Source organism: Pelotomaculum propionicicum (genome assembly GCF_004369225.1).
Lineage (GTDB): Bacteria > Bacillota > Desulfotomaculia > Desulfotomaculales > Pelotomaculaceae > Pelotomaculum_B > Pelotomaculum_B propionicicum.
In genome coordinates this window covers 129,179-150,878 of sequence record NZ_QFFZ01000005.1, presented here as the reverse complement: position 1 = coordinate 150,878, position 21,700 = coordinate 129,179, and the positions used below count along the sequence as shown (strand labels likewise).

At 51.1% G+C, this 21,700-nt stretch carries 15 protein-coding genes and 1 CRISPR repeat array; all 15 genes read right to left on the bottom strand.

Features of this window, described 5'->3' with window-relative positions:
* Positions 1-287 precede the first annotated feature (287 nt).
* Positions 288-921: direct repeats of the CRISPR family, unit length 37 nt; unit sequence CTTTCAGTCCCCTTGTTATCGGGAGCGGCAGTGTAAC.
* Positions 922-1,114: 193 nt separating this feature from the next.
* The 15 genes from cas4a to Pmgp_RS03980 all read right to left on the bottom strand — a co-directional run bounded on the left by cas4a (position 1,115) and on the right by Pmgp_RS03980 (position 21,504).
* Positions 1,115-2,035: a type I-A CRISPR-associated protein Cas4/Csa1 gene (cas4a, locus tag Pmgp_RS04060; RefSeq protein WP_134212686.1), complete on the bottom strand. Its 921-nt coding sequence runs from the start codon at positions 2,033-2,035 to the stop codon at positions 1,115-1,117.
* 10 nt (positions 2,036-2,045) lie between these two features.
* On the bottom strand, positions 2,046-2,618 hold the full coding sequence (cas4, locus tag Pmgp_RS04055) for a CRISPR-associated protein Cas4 (protein ID WP_134212685.1): 573 nt from the start codon (positions 2,616-2,618) through the stop codon (positions 2,046-2,048).
* Positions 2,611-2,877 carry a CRISPR-associated endonuclease Cas2 gene (gene cas2 / locus Pmgp_RS04050; RefSeq protein ID WP_134212684.1) on the bottom strand — a complete coding sequence of 89 codons (267 nt, stop codon included), beginning with the start codon at positions 2,875-2,877 and terminating at the stop codon, positions 2,611-2,613. Before cas2 ends, cas4 begins: the two co-directional genes overlap by 8 nt.
* A 1-nt stretch (position 2,878) precedes the next feature.
* The gene (gene cas1 / locus Pmgp_RS04045) at positions 2,879-3,886 is read right to left on the bottom strand and encodes a CRISPR-associated endonuclease Cas1 (protein WP_134212683.1); all 1,008 of its coding nucleotides are present in this window, start codon (positions 3,884-3,886) and stop codon (positions 2,879-2,881) included.
* Positions 3,887-4,472: 586 nt separating this feature from the next.
* Positions 4,473-5,393: a hypothetical protein gene (locus Pmgp_RS04035; RefSeq protein WP_134212681.1), complete on the bottom strand. Its 921-nt coding sequence runs from the start codon at positions 5,391-5,393 to the stop codon at positions 4,473-4,475.
* The gene (locus Pmgp_RS04030) at positions 5,390-5,803 is read right to left on the bottom strand and encodes a hypothetical protein (RefSeq protein WP_134212680.1); all 414 of its coding nucleotides are present in this window, start codon (positions 5,801-5,803) and stop codon (positions 5,390-5,392) included. Before Pmgp_RS04030 ends, Pmgp_RS04035 begins: the two co-directional genes overlap by 4 nt.
* Positions 5,796-6,662 carry a type III-B CRISPR module RAMP protein Cmr4 gene (gene cmr4, locus Pmgp_RS04025; RefSeq protein ID WP_134212679.1) on the bottom strand — a complete coding sequence of 289 codons (867 nt, stop codon included), beginning with the start codon at positions 6,660-6,662 and terminating at the stop codon, positions 5,796-5,798. The genes Pmgp_RS04030 and cmr4 overlap by 8 nt, the downstream gene beginning before the upstream one ends.
* Positions 6,655-9,669, bottom strand: coding sequence for a CRISPR-associated protein Csx11 (locus Pmgp_RS04020; protein ID WP_192902775.1), 3,015 nt, complete (start codon positions 9,667-9,669; stop codon positions 6,655-6,657). The genes cmr4 and Pmgp_RS04020 overlap by 8 nt, the downstream gene beginning before the upstream one ends.
* Positions 9,662-10,846 carry an RAMP superfamily CRISPR-associated protein gene (locus Pmgp_RS04015; RefSeq protein ID WP_134212677.1) on the bottom strand — a complete coding sequence of 395 codons (1,185 nt, stop codon included), beginning with the start codon at positions 10,844-10,846 and terminating at the stop codon, positions 9,662-9,664. Before Pmgp_RS04015 ends, Pmgp_RS04020 begins: the two co-directional genes overlap by 8 nt.
* 2 nt (positions 10,847-10,848) lie before the next feature.
* Entirely contained in the window at positions 10,849-11,979 is a 1,131-nt protein-coding gene (gene cmr1 / locus Pmgp_RS04010) for a type III-B CRISPR module RAMP protein Cmr1 (RefSeq protein WP_134212676.1), read from the bottom strand.
* A gap of 407 nt (positions 11,980-12,386) precedes the next feature.
* The gene (locus tag Pmgp_RS04000; protein ID WP_243119721.1) at positions 12,387-13,775 is read right to left on the bottom strand and encodes a Wadjet anti-phage system protein JetD domain-containing protein; all 1,389 of its coding nucleotides are present in this window, start codon (positions 13,773-13,775) and stop codon (positions 12,387-12,389) included.
* A 123-nt stretch (positions 13,776-13,898) separates the two neighbouring features.
* Positions 13,899-17,267 (bottom strand): ATP-binding protein, encoded by a 3,369-nt coding sequence (locus Pmgp_RS03995; protein ID WP_134212674.1) that lies wholly within the window; start codon positions 17,265-17,267, stop codon positions 13,899-13,901.
* Positions 17,245-17,856 carry a DUF4194 domain-containing protein gene (locus Pmgp_RS03990; RefSeq protein WP_153189182.1) on the bottom strand — a complete coding sequence of 204 codons (612 nt, stop codon included), beginning with the start codon at positions 17,854-17,856 and terminating at the stop codon, positions 17,245-17,247. The genes Pmgp_RS03995 and Pmgp_RS03990 overlap by 23 nt, the downstream gene beginning before the upstream one ends.
* A 53-nt stretch (positions 17,857-17,909) precedes the next feature.
* On the bottom strand, positions 17,910-19,355 hold the full coding sequence (locus tag Pmgp_RS03985; protein WP_134212672.1) for a Wadjet anti-phage system protein JetA family protein: 1,446 nt from the start codon (positions 19,353-19,355) through the stop codon (positions 17,910-17,912).
* Between the two features lie 214 nt (positions 19,356-19,569).
* Complete coding sequence (locus Pmgp_RS03980) at positions 19,570-21,504, bottom strand: HEAT repeat domain-containing protein (RefSeq protein ID WP_134212671.1); 1,935 nt, start codon at positions 21,502-21,504, stop codon at positions 19,570-19,572.
* Positions 21,505-21,700: the final 196 nt, after the last annotated feature.

Below are 21,700 nucleotides of genomic sequence, written 5' to 3'. Positions count from 1 at the left end.
CAGAAAACTGGTCCGGCTGGTTTATGCTTTGCTGCGCACGAACCAGCTATATATTCCTAGAAAGAGGGGTGGTTGATCGCCTCCTATAAGTGACCGCCTTCTTGGTTGCCCAGTTATTACCAGTTGAGTATCTGGGATCAGTTTTTTATTGCCTTTTTTGCTTTCCCAGGACAAAATATTTTCCAGTTTTCTCGAAATTGGTGCTTGACATTTTACCGCTGGGCTTGTTATCGGGAGCGGCAGTGTAACATTATTAAAAGTATTACTCCTGTAAATGTTGCTATTTCCTTTCAGTCCCCTTGTTATCGGGAGCGGCAGTGTAACGTATTAATTCGTCAACAAAATCTATACGATATTTCTTCTTTCAGTCCCCTTGTTATCGGGAGCGGCAGTGTAACTATATTATTTTAATATATCAAGTGGTAAAATGGAAAACTTTCAGTCCCCTTGTTATCGGGAGCGGCAGTGTAACAGGGGGATGAGTATATCACCGCTGGTTGCTTGAACTGCTTTCAGTCCCCTTGTTATCGGGAGCGGCAGTGTAACCATTTGGAAGGACGACAGTCAGGTTGTCAATATCTATGCTTTCAGTCCCCTTGTTATCGGGAGCGGCAGTGTAACGAAAACAAAGCGCAAGGCAAAAGTGTGCTGGAGTTCGCTTTCAGTCCCCTTGTTATCGGGAGCGGCAGTGTAACCAGGCCATACGGCACCCGCAACCACCTGCTTTTTACCCTCTTTCAGTCCCCTTGTTATCGGGAGCGGCAGTGTAACATTATATCAGGTATTTTTCCCACTACTGCGTCTCGTCCGTCTTTCAGTCCCCTTGTTATCGGGAGCGGCAGTGTAACTCTAGCCTGGCCCGGGCGAACGGGCAGAAAGGATGACTTTCAGTCCCCTTGTTATCGGGAGCGGCAGTGTAACCGACCGTGAACTTCGTTTGAAACCATTGGTATTACTGGTTTTATTAGATGCTAAGAAATGCTCGGTACGTCCTTTTTTTCGAAAGACCCTTTTCTGCATCAAAACCCCCTTCATTTGCGAAAATCCAAGTTTTTTACATCTATTTGAGAATTCAAGTTTATTTTTAAAAACCCTTCTTTAACCCTTCTTTATTTTACCCCCGGCACTGCAAAATATAGGGGCAATGATCGCGGCATTCTCCATAACCTGGATCAATCTCCTCATAGATCATTCTCATTTTATTATCCCGCTCTTCAATAAACCACTGCCTGAGTTCATCGTCAATAATATGAATGTCTTTTTTCACAACCAGGCGGTCGCCCTTAAACTCAGCATATACAAGACAGCCCAGGTTTACCGGAAACTCGTGAATCGCTTCCATAACCAAAGCGTAACCTGTGGTGGTTAGCCGGTGAAACTTCTTCGGCTCACCGAATTTCAAATCCAGTACCATCGGCTCGGAAAAGGTAAAGGCGTCGGCGCTGAGGTTTGCGCTTAGCCCAAGGAAGGTTCCGTCCAACTTTTGCTCCACAACCACCGGTATCGCCAGGGCGGCAAGGGAATCTTCGGCTATATAAGGCTGTTTAATAAGGATCTCCTGAATCCGCGCGGAAACCCTGGCGTTTTCAAAGGCGGCAATAATAGCGGACTTTCTCTGAAGTTCTACAAACTCGTCTTCTTGAAGCCGGCTTTGGTACTCCGAAAGAAAACTCAAATCCAGAGGAGTGTTCAATTTTTTAATTATTTCCTGAAAATTGCCGACTCCTTTTTCATAAATCAGCCTTTTAGCCCTTACGAGGACACGAACAAGTATTTCGTGAAAAATTTTACCCCTGATCATTGCCAAATTAGGTTTTGCCTTGATCCTGTCTACCCTTCTGAGATAAAGATCCCGGCCGGTATTACAGTAAGAGTTGGCCACCTCGTAAAGAGCCAGTTTTATGTCGTATACAGGCGCCAACGGCGGTTGGTGCCAGTTCCAGCCCCGGAGCTCCTCAGCTGTTTCCATTTGCCTGGAACGCGGCAGCAGATTCTTTAAGAGCTGCTTTCTTTCTTCGTCGGTTAAAAAATACATAGAACCAAGGTCACCTCACGTCTCCACAAAAATTGCGATATTCACAGTCGATGCACTTGCCCTTTTGCAGCGTTTTATCAGGCATCGATTCCTTTGATACCATGAGCCGTATCTTTTCCAACATTTCCTTAACAAAAACACGGGCGTTCGGAGTAACCTCCACAGGAATTACCTTACCGTCGTCAATGTATATAAAACCGTAACGCACAGGCTTGTTGTAAGCCTCCTCCAACAGCATGGCGTACGCGACAAGCTGGTATTTGTGATTTAAAGATGGCCCCTGTGAACTGTGTTTAAATTCGACAGGAAAAATTTCTCCCCCCGCCACAATGTGCATGTCCAATTTGCCTTCCAGACCGAGGCGCAAGGAATAGAGACCGGTATGGAATTTCCGTTCCCCTTCTTTAAAGTTGTAGCGCTTGAAGGTTCTTCTCTTTTCCAGCCTGTCCAGCTCCAGGTGGGCCTCCCGGCCGTATTGCATCTTCCTGGTGATCTTTTTCTCAACCGGGCAGACATAGGTAAAATAAATAATTCGCGGGCAGTAAATATATTGCTTTATATCGGTAACTCGAAGCTTAAGCATCCAGGACAGCCCCCGGCTCAACAACAATCGCTTCCAGCAATTTTAAATCCTTATCGCAAACCGGGCAAATCAAAATCTTGCCGTTCTTCCTGCCAAGAGTCTTCCTTAACCTTTGTTTTAACTCACCTCTCCGGTTGTGATTCAGTTCGCCGAAGAAGGCCGAATACTGAATGTGGGTAAGGCCGTAATCCTTGCAGGCTTCAAATATCTTGGTGCGGACTTTATCCTCTTCGATGTCGTAAATTACAATGGTTTTCATTTTACCACCCGCCGACAAAGGGCCGGTATTTGGCCTCCCCACGTAGAAAAGTGGCTACACGGCGGGCCTGGCTTTGAATTATCGTCCGCAGTTTGTATTTTCTGCCCTGGAACTTCTCCTGGCTTTCCAGTCTTTCCCTGATCCTGTCTGAAAGGTCGCGTTTTGTGTTATTTGAAAGCATACCTTCTTCCATATCTATCGCGAAACCTTTGTTTACCATCGCAATTACCACCCGGTCCACCACCTGCTGCCGGAACTCCTCGACAAAGTCGTAGACCAGGCTAAGTTTTCCAGGGCGGTCAACATGCAGAAAACCGCCGAAAGGATCAAGGCCTGCCAGGATCAAAGCGCCTTCCACCTGCCTGTAAAGCATCCCGTAGCCATAATTCAACAGGGAGTTGACCGGATCGGCGCTGTCCCGGTGTTCCCGCCCGGGAAAGCTTATCTTATCGCCGGTCAGCATCTTGATGCCTTGCCAGTAGAGGTTCCCGGCGCGTCCCTCAATGGACATTAACTGTCCGCGGGCATCGTCTATGCATTTGCCTTTAACTTCTTTAAGCTGGCCCGATATTTGCTCTATCTGGCATATAATACCATGCAGGATCTCATAGAGGCCCTTGTCCACACCTTTACGGTATTTTGAAAAATATTTTAGAACATTGACCTGGTTCTTCAGCTTTCCCTCTATAAAAAGCTTGGCCAGTGAAACGCCCCTTTCGTCGAAAAAGGCCATTAGCTGTTCGCGGCGGGTAATCACCGTCCCGGTAAGGTACGGGGAAACCAGTTTGGCAAACGGTTTTCCGGAAGGGGTGAGAAAACTGATCTGGACACCGTGCTCGACGCACTCCCTGATCATGTCCGTGGACAGGCTGGCGCCGGGCGTGTCGATGATCACCTGCTCAAGGTCGTGGAAAGGGATTTCGCTTACAACCTTGCCGTTTTCTTTCAGCACTAACCGCTCGCTCTTCTTGCCCAGAAAGGAGCCGTAGTTGGTTACGAGTAGTTCCATTTCAAGCCACCGCGCCTTTCATAACAGGATAATAATTAAACTGTTTGATACAGAAAAATTTTCCGAAAAAGTTAAGGAAGCAGCTTGTTGAAATCAGAACTGTATAATACAAAAAACCTCCCCCTTCAGATTGTATTATTTCCAGGGAGAGGTATTTTTATCCAGACGCTATATGGTATAGTAACAGTTTATAGTGATATTCACCGCTACAAAGCTCTCGAAAAAATGGCGCGGGACAATGCCCGGATTCGGTATGGCAGCGGGATGAGGGAGGCTTCGATGGTCATAAGCAGAACATCCTCCTGAACCAGCGTATAGACCACCTGTACGGCAGAAGCCACGTAGGCAATATTGTCCGGTGATCCTATACTAGCATTCTCCAAAGGCTTGAGTCTGGAAGCAGGAACACGGACGACGGAGTCATGGTTGGACAACTAGACGCTGTAGGTAGTATCACCCCATAGTGTTTGGATGTCTATGATATCTATCTCGCCATATTCTGTGCCCATGACCAATTGCCAAATTGCATTACCTTCAAGCCTATGTGATTATCCTTATAGGATACTTCAGAACTTGGTGTAATCGACTACTGCCAGAAAAGCCGCCCCCAAGAATCCATCCTAACACGGTTAACTCCGGTATTACAAACTCTGGTCCCCGGAACAAAATGAGCGCCTTCGCTGAAAATATGCTTGCCCGGATTGATAAAAGGGGCATCTGTATCGGTAGTTCGGTACTCTCGCCCTGCAAGCACTTCGATATCTCCAAAGAACACGCAATCTGCGCGATAGGGTAAATGTCCGATGAGGGGTTGTTCATAATCAAGTAGTATGTCTTGATCAGGGGCAGATTTCCATATCTCCTCAGCCCTCGCCCGGCACTTTTTCGGGACTTCTATGCGATCTATCCGTCCAAAGCCATAGTTCCTCTCACCACCAATGGTGAGTCCTTCGAAGATGTTAATATCCCCACACAATATCGATCCATCACAGATTGTCAGCGGATGTCCCAAAACCCCGGACGCACAAATCATCCAAACGGCGCCGATCAGTAAAACTCTCCGCACCGCCTCTCCACGGTAACCGGTAAGGTCCCGGATAAATTCGATTTCGTGTAGGCTCGAATCTGCGGCGATTCCTGCTTGGTCGTCAATGCGAGTAGAAACATATGATTCCAAGAACATAGCGCGGAATGCCCTGTCGTCGTAATTATCCCATTTCAGACCGTTTGGGGTGTATGCCGGAATAAAGATCTGCTCTCCGTCAGAGAGATAAAAATAGGAGAAAAACACCTGCCGCTTTATCTCTTCTCCAACTTGCCGAAATTGCCTGGCCGTAGGTGATTTGCACAATCTTGGGGTCAAGCCTGCTGTAACGGCTCCCCACACGGCTTTACCTGGAACATAGCCGCGGGTTGGAGCTAAAACAGTTCCGGGCCTGTTTGGTAAAAACCCAATATGGAGTGGGCTTTGCAGTTCAAAGCATAAAAGCAGTCGCTGCCAGGTCATCGACTGTTCACCTCTGCCGCTGGTGATTCATCCACATCAAGCGCTTTGGCATGGTATCGGGCATAGGTCAGTGTCTGCTGCCACAAACGTTTAACAAATAAATAATTATCAATATTAACAGCCAAGTCCTGCAGCCATTTGGTAACTTGCCCAAAATCAGTATTGTCAGGCGCGGTTACTACCAAGTATTTAAGCTGAGCGTGTCGGCACAAACCAATAAGGTGTTTTATATAATGCTTGCCAATGCGTACTTTCGCATTGGTTTCAAGATACAGGATGAGCCCATAAGGCCCATTTTCCAATAGCACCCCAAGACCCTTGGTGACCACGTTTTCCTTTTCTTTTGGTGTATCCTCGATCTCTATCATCTCTTGAGCCGTCTTCATGCAGAGGAAATCGAGATTAATCAACTGGCATTCCCCCATTATTATCGTTGCACAAAACTTCAAGACGCCCAAATCCCCGAGTCCCCATACCACCGATGCCGAGAAGCTTGAGCACTCTATACGCCTTTCGGAGAAGTTTATTAACGTCTTCGACTCCTACACCACCGCTGCGTCGCTCATCAATGGCCACTTCAAATCCCAGGACGGTACCGCGTGGGATGGCCTCGTAGGTAAACAGGGCCCCGGGTTTAGCAGCACCGGTTTCTCTGTCTATACTGACCGAAGTCCTGACCTCCAGGTGGTCATTGACCAGATGGTAGAACATTTTGTCTGATACCATGGCCACTTTTTTCACAAACGTAAGTGTTTGGGGTAATACTTCACCAACATCGGTAACCTTCGCCGCATCGGCTTCCAAAAGAAGCCAGCCGAGCTGGAGCGGTTTGCCACTTTCTAGACCATTCAACGGGATAAATTTATCTTCGTCCTGAGGGCCTTTAGGCCAGTCCTTTTTCCCAACGCCAGAAAATAGCTTGGTCCAAACCAGTAACCTTTCCGCAGTACTCACCCAAACGGTCCCCAGGTGCGAATTAACGGGAAAGAGGACCACCTGCATGTCAAAGAAACGGACCATTCCCTGTTTCCCCTTTTCGCCCTCGGACGTGCCGAAAACTGTATCAATGTCGGGGAGACTCGCATCTTCTTCCTTCGCTTGCTCGGCATAAGCTCTAATTGCACCGGCCAGTGAGGTGCCGGGAACTTTCGGAATCCCCGTCGCCGGCTCCCGTACAATACTCATGTCAACCCGCCCCAACTGGTAACCGCCAGTGCCGACATGCACCGGGTCAAGACACAAGGCCAGATATTGCTTCGGCTCATTCATTAAGCGAACCCTCCTTTATTACATGCTGGAAAAGCTCCAATGTCTCTAATAATAGCCCGTCCTCCAATGAACCCTCTAATCGGCGTTTTGTTTCAACAGAAAGTTTCTGCCACTTATCGCCATATGCGTCACGTAGAACCACCCTGCCAAACCTCACGAATACAGACATATACTCTTCTCCTACCTGTACCCATTCCTCCAACTTGGTCCGCAGCGCATCTTCAAGTTGATGTCGCTGCGCACGGCTGAGTTCATACAGGTCATCCCATATTTCAAACATTCTTTGCAGGTAATGAAGGGGAAACGGCCTCGGACGGATTCGGCCGTAACCAACTGACGGCCGGACGGGCCAATGATCTTTCCTGCCTTCATAATTCAACCTGTGGCGATCGGCCGTTGAGCCTAGTAAGTCGAAATCGAAGTAGCCCGGTGTCATCCAGATCGCTTGTGAGCCGCTTACAACTGTAAGCTCGGTAATGTTATGTTTACCGTTACTTGCCGATTTGGATGGATAGGCGCTGAAGAAGGGATCCCCCGACAGGCTGGATGTTTCCCACCAGGGAGACAACATTAGTCCTTTTCCAAAAGACGGGTGATTAAGAATCTGCTGCCCGGCATCCAAAAGCGCGTAGAGCGGGTATTTACGCTTGGCGGCCAATAAGTTCACGTGTATAGGGAGTTTTCCTTGCACTTTTTGAAAACGTTCATTATAGAGAGCTAAAAGCTGCTTCAATACGGCAGGAATGCTGTCCGCCGGGAATAGTACCTGGCAGAAAACCGGCGAGAAGGCAAGAACAGTATAAGGAAGGTATGGTTCGACTGCAAACCGGTTTCCATCTATCCTGACGGGATTGCTGGGAGAAACTGCCTGACTCAGTTGCTCGCTTGTTTCCTCATCGACCCATGAGATTATGCCACCTTCAACAATTGCTTGCTGAACAGCCGACAATCCTTGAAAGCGGACGTCATCCCGTTCCAATCGGAACTTTGCCAGCGAATCGACAGTAAGGAAATCTTGTCCACCATTATCAAGACAAAGAACTACCATCTCTTTCGGTATAAGGCCCGGTACAACGATACGGTAGGTTTGACCTGCCCGTACTCCGTCTACCGCGGAATAGGTTTTGAAAATGAATCGTTGGGGCTTAATCGGAAATATACTACTGTTCACCCGGGAAAGCCAAAGCCACAGATACTCCTCAGTTTCCTCCCATATCCTGGCAAGCCGTCCTGGAGAAGGGTTTTGGGTGAAAATCGAAGTGGCTAAATCTTCGGCCGTTAAGGAGTATGAAGGATCCTTATTGATTTTACCTCGCAAATTGTCCAAGAATCGGAGGATATAATTGTTCTCCCCCGGTTGTGGCGAGGCGTCAATATCCTCAAAAAAGGTATTTAACAATGGTACTTTAAAGCCAGTATCTTTAACCGGATCAGCCAATATGAATTCCAAAATGCCTGTAACAGCTTCAACGGTCGGTGCTACCGCGGATGAATTCAGGAGAGTATTGAGTTTTCGTGCCTGTTGAGGGTTTCTTAGGATACGCTGTAGCCTCGCGGAGTTATACCAGTCATTATAACTCTGAGAAAAAACAGTCATCAGCCGCTCCCCGCTAAGCCAGCGCGATAAATCGAAGCGGATGGTAAGAAGAGCAACACGATTGCGGGCATCGGCAACCTCGTCTATCCAAATGGTCTGCCCTTGCCGCTTTGACTGCCACTCATACTGCCGGTCCTGACGTCGCTCCCAGCAAATAGAACAGGTTTCGTCGGTTGCAGGTTTACTACGGAACCCGCAAACTGAACAGACATCCTGGCCAGTGGCGGGACCTGTGAGATCAGATCCATCCATAAGAAGGTGCTCTTCTCTGGATGAGTCTTCTCTCTCTATCGACAGAATAGTCGCCACCCGGGGTACTGCCGCCAAACCGTCGCGGCTCTGCATCTCTTTAGCAATCATTGTCATGGTGCGACGAGGTTTGCTGAGGGTAAGGAAAGGCCAGAGCTCATCATTGGAATGCTTGCGAATAAGCGGAACGATTTTTGTGGCAAGTTCCTGGACAAGTTCTTCTGCCACGTCATCGTCTGTAACTCCGGGAAACGTGAAAAACAGCCCGCTCAAGTCCCGATAGACCAGGTTTCCCAGGGGAAATTCGACCTCTATCACCCGCCGGACTTCTTTGGTCACAGTATTTAGAATCTCCTGCCGGTGCATGATATCGGATGGTTTGCGACCACACTCGATAAAACCAAGCCCGTTCCAGCCCACGCCGAGCAGACGCCATCGTACGTCGTTGTAATCGTATTTACCGTTTTTCATTGGACACGGGTCCTTGCCTATGGCCAACGAGACCAGAACCGGCTTAAAAAGTGAAGCCACCCCTCTAGATTGCGCCCAGAGGTTTACGTCGTTGGCCGGCAATCGCGTTTCTCCAAGGGCTTGAGATAATCCGGGCTGCAGAACTTGCACTGCCGTTTCCCATAAGTCTTCTATACCGCAGGAATTGTTAAGGTAGAGGTCAAGAGCACGTGCCAGTTTCTTATCCATCTCAATACGCATAGTGTCAATACATGCCGGATCGATCCTCCGGTCCTTGTTGTAGCCGAAAGGTGTGGAAATCCACATATCGTTAATCGATGGTTTCCTTCGTACTACCCCTTTCTCGTCAGAAGACGTCTTCCCGTGACAGGTATTAAAAAGCTGTAGCAGCATACAATCTGGAGCTTTACCCTTATATTTCCCGATAAAATCGGTAAAGCTTCCCCTCAGCTTTTCTACTTGACCGTGTAATGGGAAAGAAAAAATATCTTTTAGTTCAGGTCTATTAAGCCGCGACCAAAGTTCTGGAAAATTTTTCGGGTCTTGGTGAGTATCTTGTGCTCCACCCTCCACCGAATATGCCTGTAAAAACTCTGAAGATGCCTTACCGAACATGTGTAAAAGGGCGCCGATCTCGCCCAGGAGGATGGCATCCTTTTGTTTTTCAATGTTGGATAGAAGATTAGGCATTTGCATCCTCCTCTCCGGCTGCAATTGTACTGGCCAGCTGCTCCCCAAGTCCGACCAAATCTGTAACATAGCACACTTGGTATGTTTTAGTTTTTTTTGCTTCAGTAACTGGAGCAGACTCTAATTTACCAGCACGTCGAGCAGCCCATGTACTCCCCGATTTTTGGTACCATGCCTTGAAAGCCTCGAAATTGGCAGAGTCTCCTTCCCTGCGTCTTTTATACTGGGACCTACTAAGAAATTGACCGTTTTGCAGGTATTCATTTTTCACGTTGCCTTTGTCATCTATATACTTATGGAATTCTTCCTGTGGCTCCTCGAAATGTTCTAGAGACCCCTCGTTAGAAACTCCCGGTTCAGGCCAGATGGGACCTTTCAGGACCAGCGACCCTTTTGTCAGCTTATTTTGCACTATCCCCCATCCGGCAGTTTTCTTGGCTGAGAAACCGTATTCCAGTAGCATGGTTTTTACCGCCATCATTGCTACCTGTAGATCTTGCGCAACTTGAACCGATTTCCAATTACTACCCTTGGGCCAGGGAACATAGAGGAGGCAGAACGTACCTTCCGAGCCTGCTGGAACCGTCTCTACGGTGATAGGGGCGCGATCATTGGGAGTCCTTGTGTCGCGTTCTAACGAGGTGATGACCTCTTTTTCCGTATTACCTGTAAAAAATGTAGCAAAAAAGTGCAAGCGGCCAGTCTGTCCCTCATCATCGCGGCTGGAACCAAACAACTGAAGGAGAATCTTCTTATCTACCCCACTCAACAGCTCGGCGGCGAACCTTAAATGCCCCTTCCAGGTCGTCGGCTTGACCATGGGCCAACCCGTTGTGTGATCCCTAACAATGGGGCTATGAACCTCAAAAGGCTTTTTCTTTAGGGGGTTTTTTTTCACTTCTCGTTCTTCATAATGGTGGAATTCGTTTTCCGTTTTGCTGGTGAAGGGCCTTGCCAAGGTAAAGCTCAACCTGAGCAACCAGGAACCATCAGGGAGGTTGTCAAGGTCGGACGCGCCCGGGAAGAAACGGTCAAGTTCGGGCTTCCACACATCGCCTGCCGTTTTGGCTGCTATAAGGAGAGTATCTCCTATTTTCCTTTTCTCAACTTCGATATCCTTCTGGGCATCCTTGGCCATTTCTGCAAGGTACCAGTCAAATATGTGCTGCGCTGGCATATTCAACCCCCCACTTTGAACATCGATTCAATGTCTGCCGGATAGGGCTCCACGTGTAGACGTAAGCCACCAACAACTTGTCCCATGAACTTTTCTAACTTGAAAGGGTCCGACAACAAAGCGCGGAACGCTGTTTCTACCTGGTTGCCGTCTATTGGGATGAATGCAAAGATCCGCATAGTCCAGCGACCTTCAAGTTTATAAAAATGTGTGACAAAGACGTCGGAACCTTTAGGACGATCTCTATTTTCTCGTGGTCGAGGGTCACCCCATTGCTGGGTAGTACCCATCAGCCGATGGCGTTCGTGGACAAGATTTTCGTTAAATCCCGGGAAATTACTAGTCTCGCGTAACCACTGCCGTAAAAATGCCCGTATTGCGGGGGAGGAAGGAACCCATTTAGACTCAGCAGGCGGAGTCCACAGTTCTCTCTCTTTTTTTGCTGTGAGTGAGATTGCTTGCCAGATGCTTGAAGCATTCAATGTGTTATCATCAAGTAGTATCGTGGCGCCAACGAGGTTTCTCAGGTCCGGCATACGGTTAAGATTCTTACCTTGATTAGCAGGACATCTGGCAAGTTCTTCACACAATAAGGCAAAATCCATCTTCGTTGACTGGTTACCGGCCCATTTGATCTTTACAACCCCCTGTCCTTGGCTCGTCTTGCCTCCTAGAGCTCCGTATTGCTCAATCAGGTGAAGGATACAGCGAAGGACGGCAGCCTCAAAATCTCCCATGTCGCTACCACCCATGGGCAGGAACGACAGGGTAAATGGGTCTGCCACAATGGCAGGAATTCGCCAGCCGAGGTGTTTGTTATTCCCCGGATTCCGAAGTTTCACCTTCAGGAGCGGCCCAGCACCACTTCCGCCCTCGACCTGGAGGCGAAACCGCCTGCTATATCCAGTACAGCCGAAAAGCTGGCAAACAGGGCAGATACTTGCCAACTTCTCTTTCTCCCTATATTCGCATGTTCCGCCACCTGAGTCACAGACATAGTATTTGAGTCCACGAATCAAAGCTTCGTACCACCATCGTAATGAACCCAGAATACCCGTCTCCAGAACACGCTCTCCTTTTCTTTCTGCGTCTCCGGTCCATAATGGGGTTAATGGTGTTATCTGCATGTTCATGCTTCACCTCCTGTCCTTGTCAGGGCTTGGTTGTACCACATGAGGAGCTTGGGATCCTCCTGGAGGGCGTTCTCGGGAATCTTACGAGCCACACTAATGATGCGTAGTCACACTCCTGCCATGCCTTTTTGAACCCGGTGCGGACGGCCTCCATCCTGCGCTTTTTATTTTGGAAGTAAATTTCAAACTCACGTAATCATATCGTTAACCCTCGCAAAGAATTTATTAAGTATTCGAGAATAATATGTAAAATTCCTCTTATTAATAGAAATAATACTATAATTTTACATTAATAAAATGAGAAAAAGAGCCTTTTTGACTCTCTGCTTAGTAAAAAATGCGGTATTGGGCGACTAACGCGCATAAATTCCCTGAATGTTTATATTCCGCCCTTCATATGTAAGGAACTATCTGTCCACCTCCACGCATTCCTGCTCCAGGCGGATGCCCTTCTCCAGCATGTAAAGGATAACTTCGTGGAAAAGGCGGTACTCCTCTTGCTCCAGCAGGCGGCGCAGCCTTTGGCCGTAAGCGCGGTCGAAGGGAAGGCCGAACTGCTCATAGCGCCGCAGTGTGGCGACATCCATACAGAGCGGCTTGAGTTCCAACCCGCATTTGCCGCGCAGGTGGTTGAAGATGGTAAATCCGCCGTAGTCGATATCGCCCCAGTGGTAAAAGGCAACCTCCCTGCCGGCAGCCTCCAGGTAGCCGCGCAACTTGGTCAGGAAGAGGCGGCGGGGTGAATTGTGGTAGCCGCCCAGGTAGACGGTCAAAAAACGTCCAGGGTGTCTTTTAATAAATTCGTAATAAGCGGTCAGGTTTTCAATGGTGATGACCCGCTCCGCGCTTATTTCCAAAACCTCCATCTGCCGCACCATTTCGGAGGGGAGGCCAAGGTCCGGGGTGAAAACCTCGGTATCGACAACGCGGCCTTCTACGGAAAACTTTAGGGGGCCGCTGATGAACAGGTGCTGCGGGTTGTCCACCAGGCCCAGTTCGGCCAGGACTTCCTTCTGTTCCCAGCCTTCTCTTTCGCCCTCGCCTTCTCCCTCACCGGCCCGGAAAGCCGGGTGAAAGTCCCTGGCCGCGCGGGCCAGCGACCCGGCCACGCTGTCGAAAGCCTTGCTGTCGCCCAGTACCCGCTGGCTGAATACGCGCCGCGGTGTTTCATCCTTTAAGACGGCTGCTTCCCGGACCGCTTTGAACAATAATTCCACCCGCTCCAGGTCCCCGATGTCAAAGTAACGGGCCACGCTCTCCCCCCGGCTCAGGCGCTCAGCCATGCAACTAAAAAAAGAAGCCGCCCACGAGGGCGCGCCTGCGGAGTAGGTACGGGCCAGCGCGCACACCTCACTGGCGGCGGCGGCTCTCGGCTTCCGTCCCAGGTAGCGGTAGGCATCTCCCACCGCCTTGGTGTTTAAGGCCACCTTTTCAATCAGGTTGCCTTCCTCGTGCTTGACCCAGCGGATCTCGATCAGGCCCCGGCCGGCCAGGACCAGGCAGGACTCGTTAATCTCCGACTTTGGCCGGGCGCTGGTATCGTCAAAATAGGCCGGCAGGTTTTTACGGTTGAAGTGAAACCAGATTCTGCGCGCGGGCTTTTCGACGTTCTCCAAACGCTTTTCCGGGAACTGTCCTTCCGGCCCGGTACCATCACTTCTTTCCCCGGACGCCCGGCCCGCGCCTGGCAGCATGTTTACAGCATTTCCCGTTTCCAGGGAAAGCTCTGTTTTACCTGTGGCGCTTCGCTCGTATCTATCCAGCAGGGCGTTTAAAATATCATACGTGGTTTTCATCCTCACTGCAAACATTCCTCTTAAGACAACTTTTATCAAACAAAAAAATAGTTTTGTTTCTTTTCATTAATTTTTTCCTTATCTCTCATTTTCGATCTCACCCATTTGCTAATATTTTTTTTGTTAAGCCACCGTCTCACCCGCATCTTTCTCCGGCGCGCCCTCTTCCGCCAGTTTAAGCTGCTTGTAGTCCTCGATCCAGCTGTAGTGGCCTTCCCGCAGCACCAGCAGGGTGGTGGGCACATGCGGCGCGATGTACTCGCACTTGTCGGTGGGCGCGGCGATGATCACCTGCATGCCCAGTTCGTTGATGAAGCGCAGGCTGTTCTCCACCCGGTCGCTGTCCATCCGGTTGAAGGCCTCGTCGAACATCATCAGGCGGATGCTGTCACGGTTGACCTTGGCGCGGTAGAGTTGGACGAATGAGGCCACGATGGCGACATAGTAGGGTGTCTGGGTCTCGCCGCCGGACTTCTCCCGGCAGACCTTGGAAAAAGTGGAGGTCTCGCCGTTGTAGTCGGTGATTTTGATATCGTAGTCCAGGAAAGTCCTGTAGTCGGTGTAAACGGCCACATTTTCCGGCAGCTGCTCAGCCGGTGTGTTGACTATTTTGTCGAACAGGTCGTCCATAGCCTCCCGGTGCCTTTCCTGGAAGATGGAATCAAAGAGGGAAACCCCTCCCTCCACCAGTTCGGTGTCCATAATCATCTCGTAAAAGCGGCGGTGGCGGACCGAAGGCTCAACCAGGAAGCGGTAGCTGTCGCTGCCGAAGGACACGTTTTTCAGCGCGTCATTCAGGAAATTAAACTCGGTCCTGGCATTTTCCACGTTCTCCCTGAGCTTGTGGATAAAATGCTCCTTAAACTCCTGCTCGGCCTCGCGCTTGGCCTGGTTGATTCTTTCCTCGTACTCGGGCAGTTCGCTTTCGGCCAGCTTTTTGTGCTCACGCAGGTATTCCGCGATTTCTTCAGCCTCCGCCCTGCCGCCAAAGTGATAGTCACTGTTGTATTTGACCTTTAAAGCGACAAGCTCGTTTCGCTTGTTGGCAATCAGGCCCTCCAGGCTTTTCTGGTTGTGCAGGAAACTGGCCGCGATATTATCCGGCGTGCGGCGGCGCAGCTCCTTCTCATAGCGCGGGGCGCCTTTCTCAACTATTTCAGGATGGCCGGCCGCAAACTCCGCCAGCGCAGCCTCCGCTCCGGCAGCCTCCCGCTCAAGAACAAGACGGTTCTGCTGCAGGCTTTCGATGGCTGTTTTCAATTCCGCCTGTTTCGCTATATACCCTTCAATCTTTTGGCGCAGGTTCTCCATGCGGTTCTTCAGCGCTTCCATCCGCACCTGGATTCCGGCGAAGCCGGAGGTGTCCACCGCCGCCAGTTCCCTTTTCTTGTCGTCAAGCAGTTTTTCCGCGGCAGTCAGATCGCCGAAGACGCCCAGCCTCTCCTGCAGCAGGACGTAGCGGCCGTCCCTGACGGAGCAGAGCGAGCGCAGGCTTTCGAGTCCCGTCACTTCGCAGCTTAACTCTTCAAGTTCCGCCTTTACCCGGGCCAGGCTGGACTCTTTGCGGGAAATCTGACGTGCGTAGGCGCGCTCTCCGATAAAGGGCGTTTCATAAACTTCAAATTTGATCTGCCTGGCAGTGTTGTTGACGTACGTCATACAGGTGGGCGTTATGGCGCGGCGGTGCTGCTTGAGCTGCCGCTCGCTCTCGCACTTGATCACGTTGCCCATCAGTTGCCTGACATAGGCCAGGGCGTAGCGGTTCTCCGAGCGCACTTCTTCCGCCAGGCAGCCGGGTTCCATTCTGTCAAGGAAGCTCACCACCCTGGCCGTGTTGACCAGTCCCACGCCGGAGATACGCCGCTCTTTTTTGTATCTTTCGTAAACGGAAAGGGCAAAGTCAAAGTGCTCCGGTTCGACGATCAGGTCGAAGCGCTGGGTGTTGAGCCAGCCTTCCACGGCGTCCTGCCACTTTTCGTCCGGCACTTCGAGGAGTTCACAGAGCACTTTGGGCTCAACTGTAAGCCCTTTTTCTTTTTGAAATCTTTCTGAAATTAAGTCTCGAAGTTCTCTTACTTTTTGGTCATATTTATGTTTTTTATTGTGCAGGCCGGCCAATTCGTCATTAATTACTTCTTCCTCCTCACCCAGTTCCCTTTGGCGCAGCCCGGCTTCCCAGATACGGCTGCTCAAGCGTTGCTCCAGCTTTTCCAGGACATCCCGGCCGCCGGCCAGTTGCGCTTGAAAAGGCCGCCCTTCAACAGCCGCGCTCTCCCCGGCCTCCGGCAGGCGCCCTTCAGCCAGGTTGCGGAAGAATCCGCCCAACACCCGCAAATTCATCTTTTCGTCCGGTGAAAGAAGTCCGCCCCCCGCGGACTGCAACTGCTCCAGGCGGGCCATTTCGCCGGCGGACGCCGTCTTGACCCAGGTCTGCCGCTTTTGCAATTCCTCCCGCCCGCGCGTTAAATTGCCGATTTCCCCTTTCAGCCGTTCCACCAGCTGAAATGCTGAATTGGCGGCCAGGGCATCCCGGTAGCTCTCGTACTCCTTCTTGCTGCGATCTTCGTTTTCGCGGGCCTTCTCCAGCTTTACGCCGGCCCTTTGCAGTTCCTGTTCGTTTTTCGCCATTTCCTCCAGGTTGGCCCGCAGCAGCGCGCAAGCGTGGTCCCGGGCGCCGCGCCGGATCAGATACTCCTGCAGCAGCACTTTCTCCTGTTCTTTTACGATCTCATTGTTTTTATCAATAATGCCCGCCAGGAACTCCAGCTTCTCCCTGGTGCGGGCGGCCAGGTCGCTGTATTCCCTGTAGCGCTGGAGGTTTTCCTTCATCACCTCAATGTTGACGTGTTTTTCCTCCAGAACGTATGAATACACGAATTGGCGGATGTCGGTAATCGGCTTGAAAGAGATGGCCTTGACCAGCAGGTGGAAGAAGCGGTCGCTGCGCAGGTTGCCGAGCTTGACCAGGAGGTCGTTCTGGTACTCCTCCACTGTGGCGTAAAACCTGGACTTGTATTCCTTGAGCGCCGTTTTCAGCTCGCGGATGTTGCGGGGGCGCCTGCCGGCCAGGAAGAGGCTGTCCTCCAGGCGGCAGTCCTCCACCTTGAAGAACTTGCTGTCCCAGGTGCGGCCGTCGGAGTAAGAGTCAACGGCCACGCCCAGCAGGAAGTAACGCCGCTTGACGCCGTCATAGAACTCCAGCGCCACATAGGAGGTAATATCTCCGCTGCGCAGGCTGCGCAGGCCTCCCTCCGTGTCGCTGCCGGTCTTGCAGCGGATGTAGCCGGCCAGGTCCCGCTTCGTTTCTTCAAAAGCGGATATGTTGAATTTGACCTTGCGCAGGTCTGCCACCAGCACGTATTGAATGGCGTCCAGAATAGTCGACTTGCCGACCCCGTTGTCGCCGGTAATCAGCGCGCTGCCTTTGATCTCGATGGTCACGTTCTCAAAGTAATGCCAGTTGATCAGCTTAATTCTGGTCAATTCTTTCATTGTCCGGCTCCTCGTCCTCCTCTCCGGGGGAACTGTCGTTGCGGTAACTTTCCAGCTTGTCGTAAACGCTGCGCAGGTCGTCCACCCGCACGGCAAAAAGGACGGTCGGGTAGACCTCCAGGCGGCACTCGGGATCCGTGACGTCGCCGTCCAGCGGCTGCAGGATGTTGAAGCGCTTGAAAAGGCTGACGGCCTCCCTCAGGCTTTTCTTGTCTATGGGCCTTGCCCGGATTTTCAGCGCCGCGTACTTGTCCTGGATTTCCCTGACTTTTAGCAGGATGTTGTCGGTGAGGTTTATTTCCTTGCGCTTTTCTTCGTAACAAAGCCTGATAATGAGCAGGATGATAGACTCTTCCAGCCTCAAGTGGAGGCGGTTCGCCGGAAAGTCGCTCACCGCCTGGTAGACGCTGTAACTGCGGTCGCCCGTCAGGGTCCAGCCGGCCAGTCGCAAATACTGGCGGAAAAGCTCCTCGTTGCGTTCAATAAAGTAGTAATCCTTCTTATTCTCCTCATTTCTGCGGGTGATGAAAGTGCTGGCCAGCAGTTTATTGACTATCCTGGCGAACTCGTCCCGCTCCTTGACGCTCATCTGCTCAAAGCGCTCCCAGGGATGCACGGCTCACGTTTCCTTCCTTTAAGATTTTACGGCCGGGGCCGGCGCCGTAAAAAAAGCGCGTCTTTAAACTCAAAGCGCCCGTTACCACTGCTCACCCGCGTGCCGGTATTGAAGTCGACCCGGTAATTGACCAGGCGTGAATTGCCATAGGCGGCGGCATAGATGAGCTTTAAAAAATCCTCCAACTCTTCAACTCCCATTTCGCGGGCGCGAATGGAATCTTTGCCGCCCAGCTTTTCCAAAACGAATGCGTTTATCCTTTCCCTGGTCATGCGCCGGGCCATTTTTTCCCGGTACTTGCGCAGGGCTTTCCGGCGCTCTTCCCCGCCCGGCCCGGCCAGTTCCCGGAAAGCGGCGGGCGTGTGGCTCCTGGCTGCTTCCCTGGCGTTATAAAGAGAATAGTAGTCGACATACGACTGTGAGAAGAGGCTGAACAGCCTGCCGAAATCTCCCGGCAGGCCTTGGTCCCGGCGGTAGCCTTCCTCCCTGAGCAGCCCGGCCAGGTACTTGAGCGACTCCATCAACTGGCCCTCCACATCCTTGCTGGAATTGAGAATATACTTTAACTGCAGGAATGAAGCGTTGGCGTACTGGCTGTTGCGGCGGTCGATCTCTTCCAGCAACTCGTCCATCTCTGTGTAGGCCTGGCGTATGTAGTCCAGGCGCGAATATGTCTCCATTTCCGCTGTGCTGCGATCGGGGTAGCGGCCCCTTTTTACGTCCAGCCCGGCGGTGGCCGCCACCCAGGCCGGGTCGTTGTACCATTCGCTGATCCTCTTGATAATCTTGGGGCGGTAGCGGGAGACGTTGTCCGACGTCTTCAGGCGGTGGTAGCTGCGGTCGATGATTTCCTGCTTGTAGTCTTCGAAGTGGATTCTAAGTATGTCCTTCGGCTGCTTTTCAGCCAGCACCCGCTCAATGTAGCGCTTGATGTTGTGATTTAATGTCTTCAGGCCGTTCAGCAGCAGTTCGGTCTGCTCGTAAGCCTTTTCCAGAGCCAGGTTGGCCTGCCGGTTCACTTCCTCCGAATACAGCAGTGTGTAGGTGGCGTAAACGAAGCCTTGGTACTCGGCCTGGCGGTTTTTACGGATCTTGTCCAGAGTGTCGAGTATTTTAATGGCGTAGTCGTTGATGTTGACGTACTGCCTGTAGTTGCTGTAGGTTTCGGTCGTCAGCCAGCCGCAAGCCTCCAATCTGCGCAGGACAAAGGCCGCCCGCTCCCTCGAGCCGGAGAGGTTGTCCAGCGATTCCTCCCAGATCTCGTCCTCCAGGGCGCCGGCGAACTGGCCGTTTTCCTCCCAGTATTCTTCAATATAATCGACGATGACGTCGACTACCACGTCCCGCTCCATACCCAGGCTGGTCAGCAGGTACTGGTCGTAGATTCTAAACAGGATCCCCGCGTAGTGCTCTTTTAATGGACTGGCGAGAACACTGAAAAAACGGTCCGGGACAACTGAAAAGAGGTTCATAACGTCAACACCCGCGCATAGAATTCGGTAAAATTAATGGCTGATAATTAAAATTTACTTAAATGTTCTTTTAAATATCTCCAATATCCTCTATTTTGACTGCTTTAACCTTCCTTTTATTACATAATACTTCACACCTTTAGTGCTTTTGAAACACCCTGAACCAAACCCGTGGGCACCGGAATTGTTACACAAAAGGATAAATAATTTATTTTCAGTGATCTTTTCCGCAGCACTTTTTGTACTTTTTTCCGCTGCCGCAGGGGCAGGGCTCGTTGCGGCCGGTCTTGGGCGGCTTTACCAGCGGTTCAGATTTTAGTTCAAGATCATGAAAGACTACCCTATTCCCTTTGTAATCGAAAGAGAACTCATCCGGTGACCATTCTTCCTCATCTTCCAAGACATCAAAGTAGTCTTCAAACAAATGATCTTCATCCAACTCATCCCGTATTTTATCCAGTCCCTCCATTTTTATCCCGTTGGCGTCACAGAGCTCAACCAGAGCCTTCCTGGCTGCGTAAGCCACTCCTTCGGACTCGTCGTCCAGAAGCCGGCGCACCATAAAGATAGCTTCCGGATCGCCGTATTCTTGCAGTTGTTCCAGCGTCATCCGTCGCACGTCCTCATTATAGTGGGTCAGGCGGCCCAGGAGAAATTCAAAAGACTTCGGGTGGCGTATTTTTGCCAGAGCGCCGCAAGCAAAAATACCGGGCCAGGGGTCATAAATATGCTCGTCGCCCGAATCAAAGGATGGCTCTTCCCCGCAGTTGCAGCCGCCTTCCACACAGCCTCCGTTTCCTTCCAGTGACTGGATATAATTGATAATCCGGTCGACAGCCGCTACCCCGCAACGGGCCAGGGCGTTCTGTACTGAAAACGCTGAAGTTGTACACTCTTCCTCTATCTCCACATCTGAAAAAGTTCCAAGCAGGCCATCTACCGCGCCAGGCGTCCCGATAAGGCCGAGCGTTTCGGCCAGGCACCAGCCTGGATACGCGCCCTCAGAAGTTTCTATAAAAGTTACTATGCGTTCCGCGAGCGGCAGCACTGCCCGCTCGCCGAATCCGGCGACCTCTTTAATCAACCGGCGCGGCGTTGACGTGTACCTTAAGTGCAGTTCCTCCACAAGATAAGCGACCTGGTCCAGTTCTCCTCTCGCTTCCATCTTCAGCCTGTCCAACTCCCGCAGAGCCGCGATAACAGCGCACAGGACAAGCTGCTGTTCTTCTCTCAACATTCCGAAGCGGTTGCTTTTTTCCGGTGTGCCTTTCTTTCTCAGGTAGTCGATGAAATACAGGCAAGCGCCCAGCCTGGTTTCCACGAGCTTGTCCAGGAGTTCTTCCTCACTTATCTCATCGTTCCTGCCCAGAATGCCCACCTCGGTGCAAGCGCTTACCGCTGCCTTCATAAGAGGCTCCTTGACCAATTTGCATAGTCGACGGGAAGACTTATTATAAAAAGCCTTCCGTGTAGCCGGTTCGCTCTTCTCTTCGCCGTCAAAAAGGCTGTCAAAGACCGGCCCGGCTATACTTGCAATCTCAAAGGCGCCTATGCCTGTAAGTAAACGCGGCTCACCCAGCAGCGCCGCCAGGCAACTTATCAAATCATCCGCTACATCATCATCATTAACAACATTATCATTGTACAGTTCAATAATTTCCGGCACTGCCCGGTAATATTGCAGCTCGGCCAACGCCTCGGCACAGGCGACCGCCTCCTCGATATCTTCTTTCCCCACTTCGGCCAGTGTCTTCATGAGCGCTTCCTCCACGCCTCCCCCGGGAAAAGCCCCCATCGCTCTTAATATATGCCGGCGGTTCCTCTGCCCGGGGGTACGTACCGCTTCCAATAGGCGCTCGCGCACAGACTCGTCGCCAAGCTCTCCCAGTACATAGGCAGCATCCTCAGCACAGAATTCACTTCCCTGAAACAAGACCTGCAGCAGATCATCTACGCACTCCATATCGTTTAGCCAACCCAGAGAGTTTATGGCTCCGGCCAGCACAAAGGGATCGCTGTCTTTACCGACAACTGCCCGCAAGTGCGGCGCGGCCTCCGGGCCGAAGTAGCGCAACTGAATAACAGCGTGCCTTCTTACCTGCACATCCTGGTGGGAGAGGTCTTTAACGTAGTCGTTGATACTTTTCATGCCAGTCACTCCCTGGTTGGAATATATATTTTACTTTAAATATTCTCACTCATAAATACTACATCCTGCGGGTACTTATTAGTAGAGATCAAAATTCGAGCATTTTACCGCAAGGACTAACTTTCAGTCCCCTTGTTATCGGGTTTTACAGTGCAACGGCGGCAGCCGGCCGTGAACTGGGCGCAAACCACCACCC

Excerpts from the sequence above, each read along its gene's own strand:
- Pmgp_RS03995 (WP_134212674.1), bottom strand. The coding sequence starts at position 17,267 with ATGAAAGAATTGACCAGAATTAAGCTGATCAACTGGCATTACTTTGAG.
- Pmgp_RS04035 (WP_134212681.1), bottom strand. The coding sequence starts at position 5,393 with ATGACCTGGCAGCGACTGCTTTTATGCTTTGAACTGCAAAGCCCACTC.
- cas1 (WP_134212683.1), bottom strand. The coding sequence starts at position 3,886 with ATGGAACTACTCGTAACCAACTACGGCTCCTTTCTGGGCAAGAAGAGC.
- Pmgp_RS03985 (WP_134212672.1), bottom strand. The coding sequence starts at position 19,355 with ATGAACCTCTTTTCAGTTGTCCCGGACCGTTTTTTCAGTGTTCTCGCC.
- cmr4 (WP_134212679.1), bottom strand. The coding sequence starts at position 6,662 with ATGAATGAGCCGAAGCAATATCTGGCCTTGTGTCTTGACCCGGTGCAT.
- Pmgp_RS03980 (WP_134212671.1), bottom strand. The coding sequence starts at position 21,504 with ATGAAAAGTATCAACGACTACGTTAAAGACCTCTCCCACCAGGATGTG.
- Pmgp_RS04020 (WP_192902775.1), bottom strand. The coding sequence starts at position 9,669 with ATGCCTAATCTTCTATCCAACATTGAAAAACAAAAGGATGCCATCCTC.
- Pmgp_RS03990 (WP_153189182.1), bottom strand. The coding sequence starts at position 17,856 with ATGAGCGTCAAGGAGCGGGACGAGTTCGCCAGGATAGTCAATAAACTG.
- cas4a (WP_134212686.1), bottom strand. The coding sequence starts at position 2,035 with ATGTATTTTTTAACCGACGAAGAAAGAAAGCAGCTCTTAAAGAATCTG.
- cmr1 (WP_134212676.1), bottom strand. The coding sequence starts at position 11,979 with ATGAACATGCAGATAACACCATTAACCCCATTATGGACCGGAGACGCA.
- cas4 (WP_134212685.1), bottom strand. The coding sequence starts at position 2,618 with ATGCTTAAGCTTCGAGTTACCGATATAAAGCAATATATTTACTGCCCG.
- cas2 (WP_134212684.1), bottom strand. The coding sequence starts at position 2,877 with ATGAAAACCATTGTAATTTACGACATCGAAGAGGATAAAGTCCGCACC.
- Pmgp_RS04015 (WP_134212677.1), bottom strand. The coding sequence starts at position 10,846 with ATGCCAGCGCAGCACATATTTGACTGGTACCTTGCAGAAATGGCCAAG.
- Pmgp_RS04000 (WP_243119721.1), bottom strand. The coding sequence starts at position 13,775 with ATGAAAACCACGTATGATATTTTAAACGCCCTGCTGGATAGATACGAG.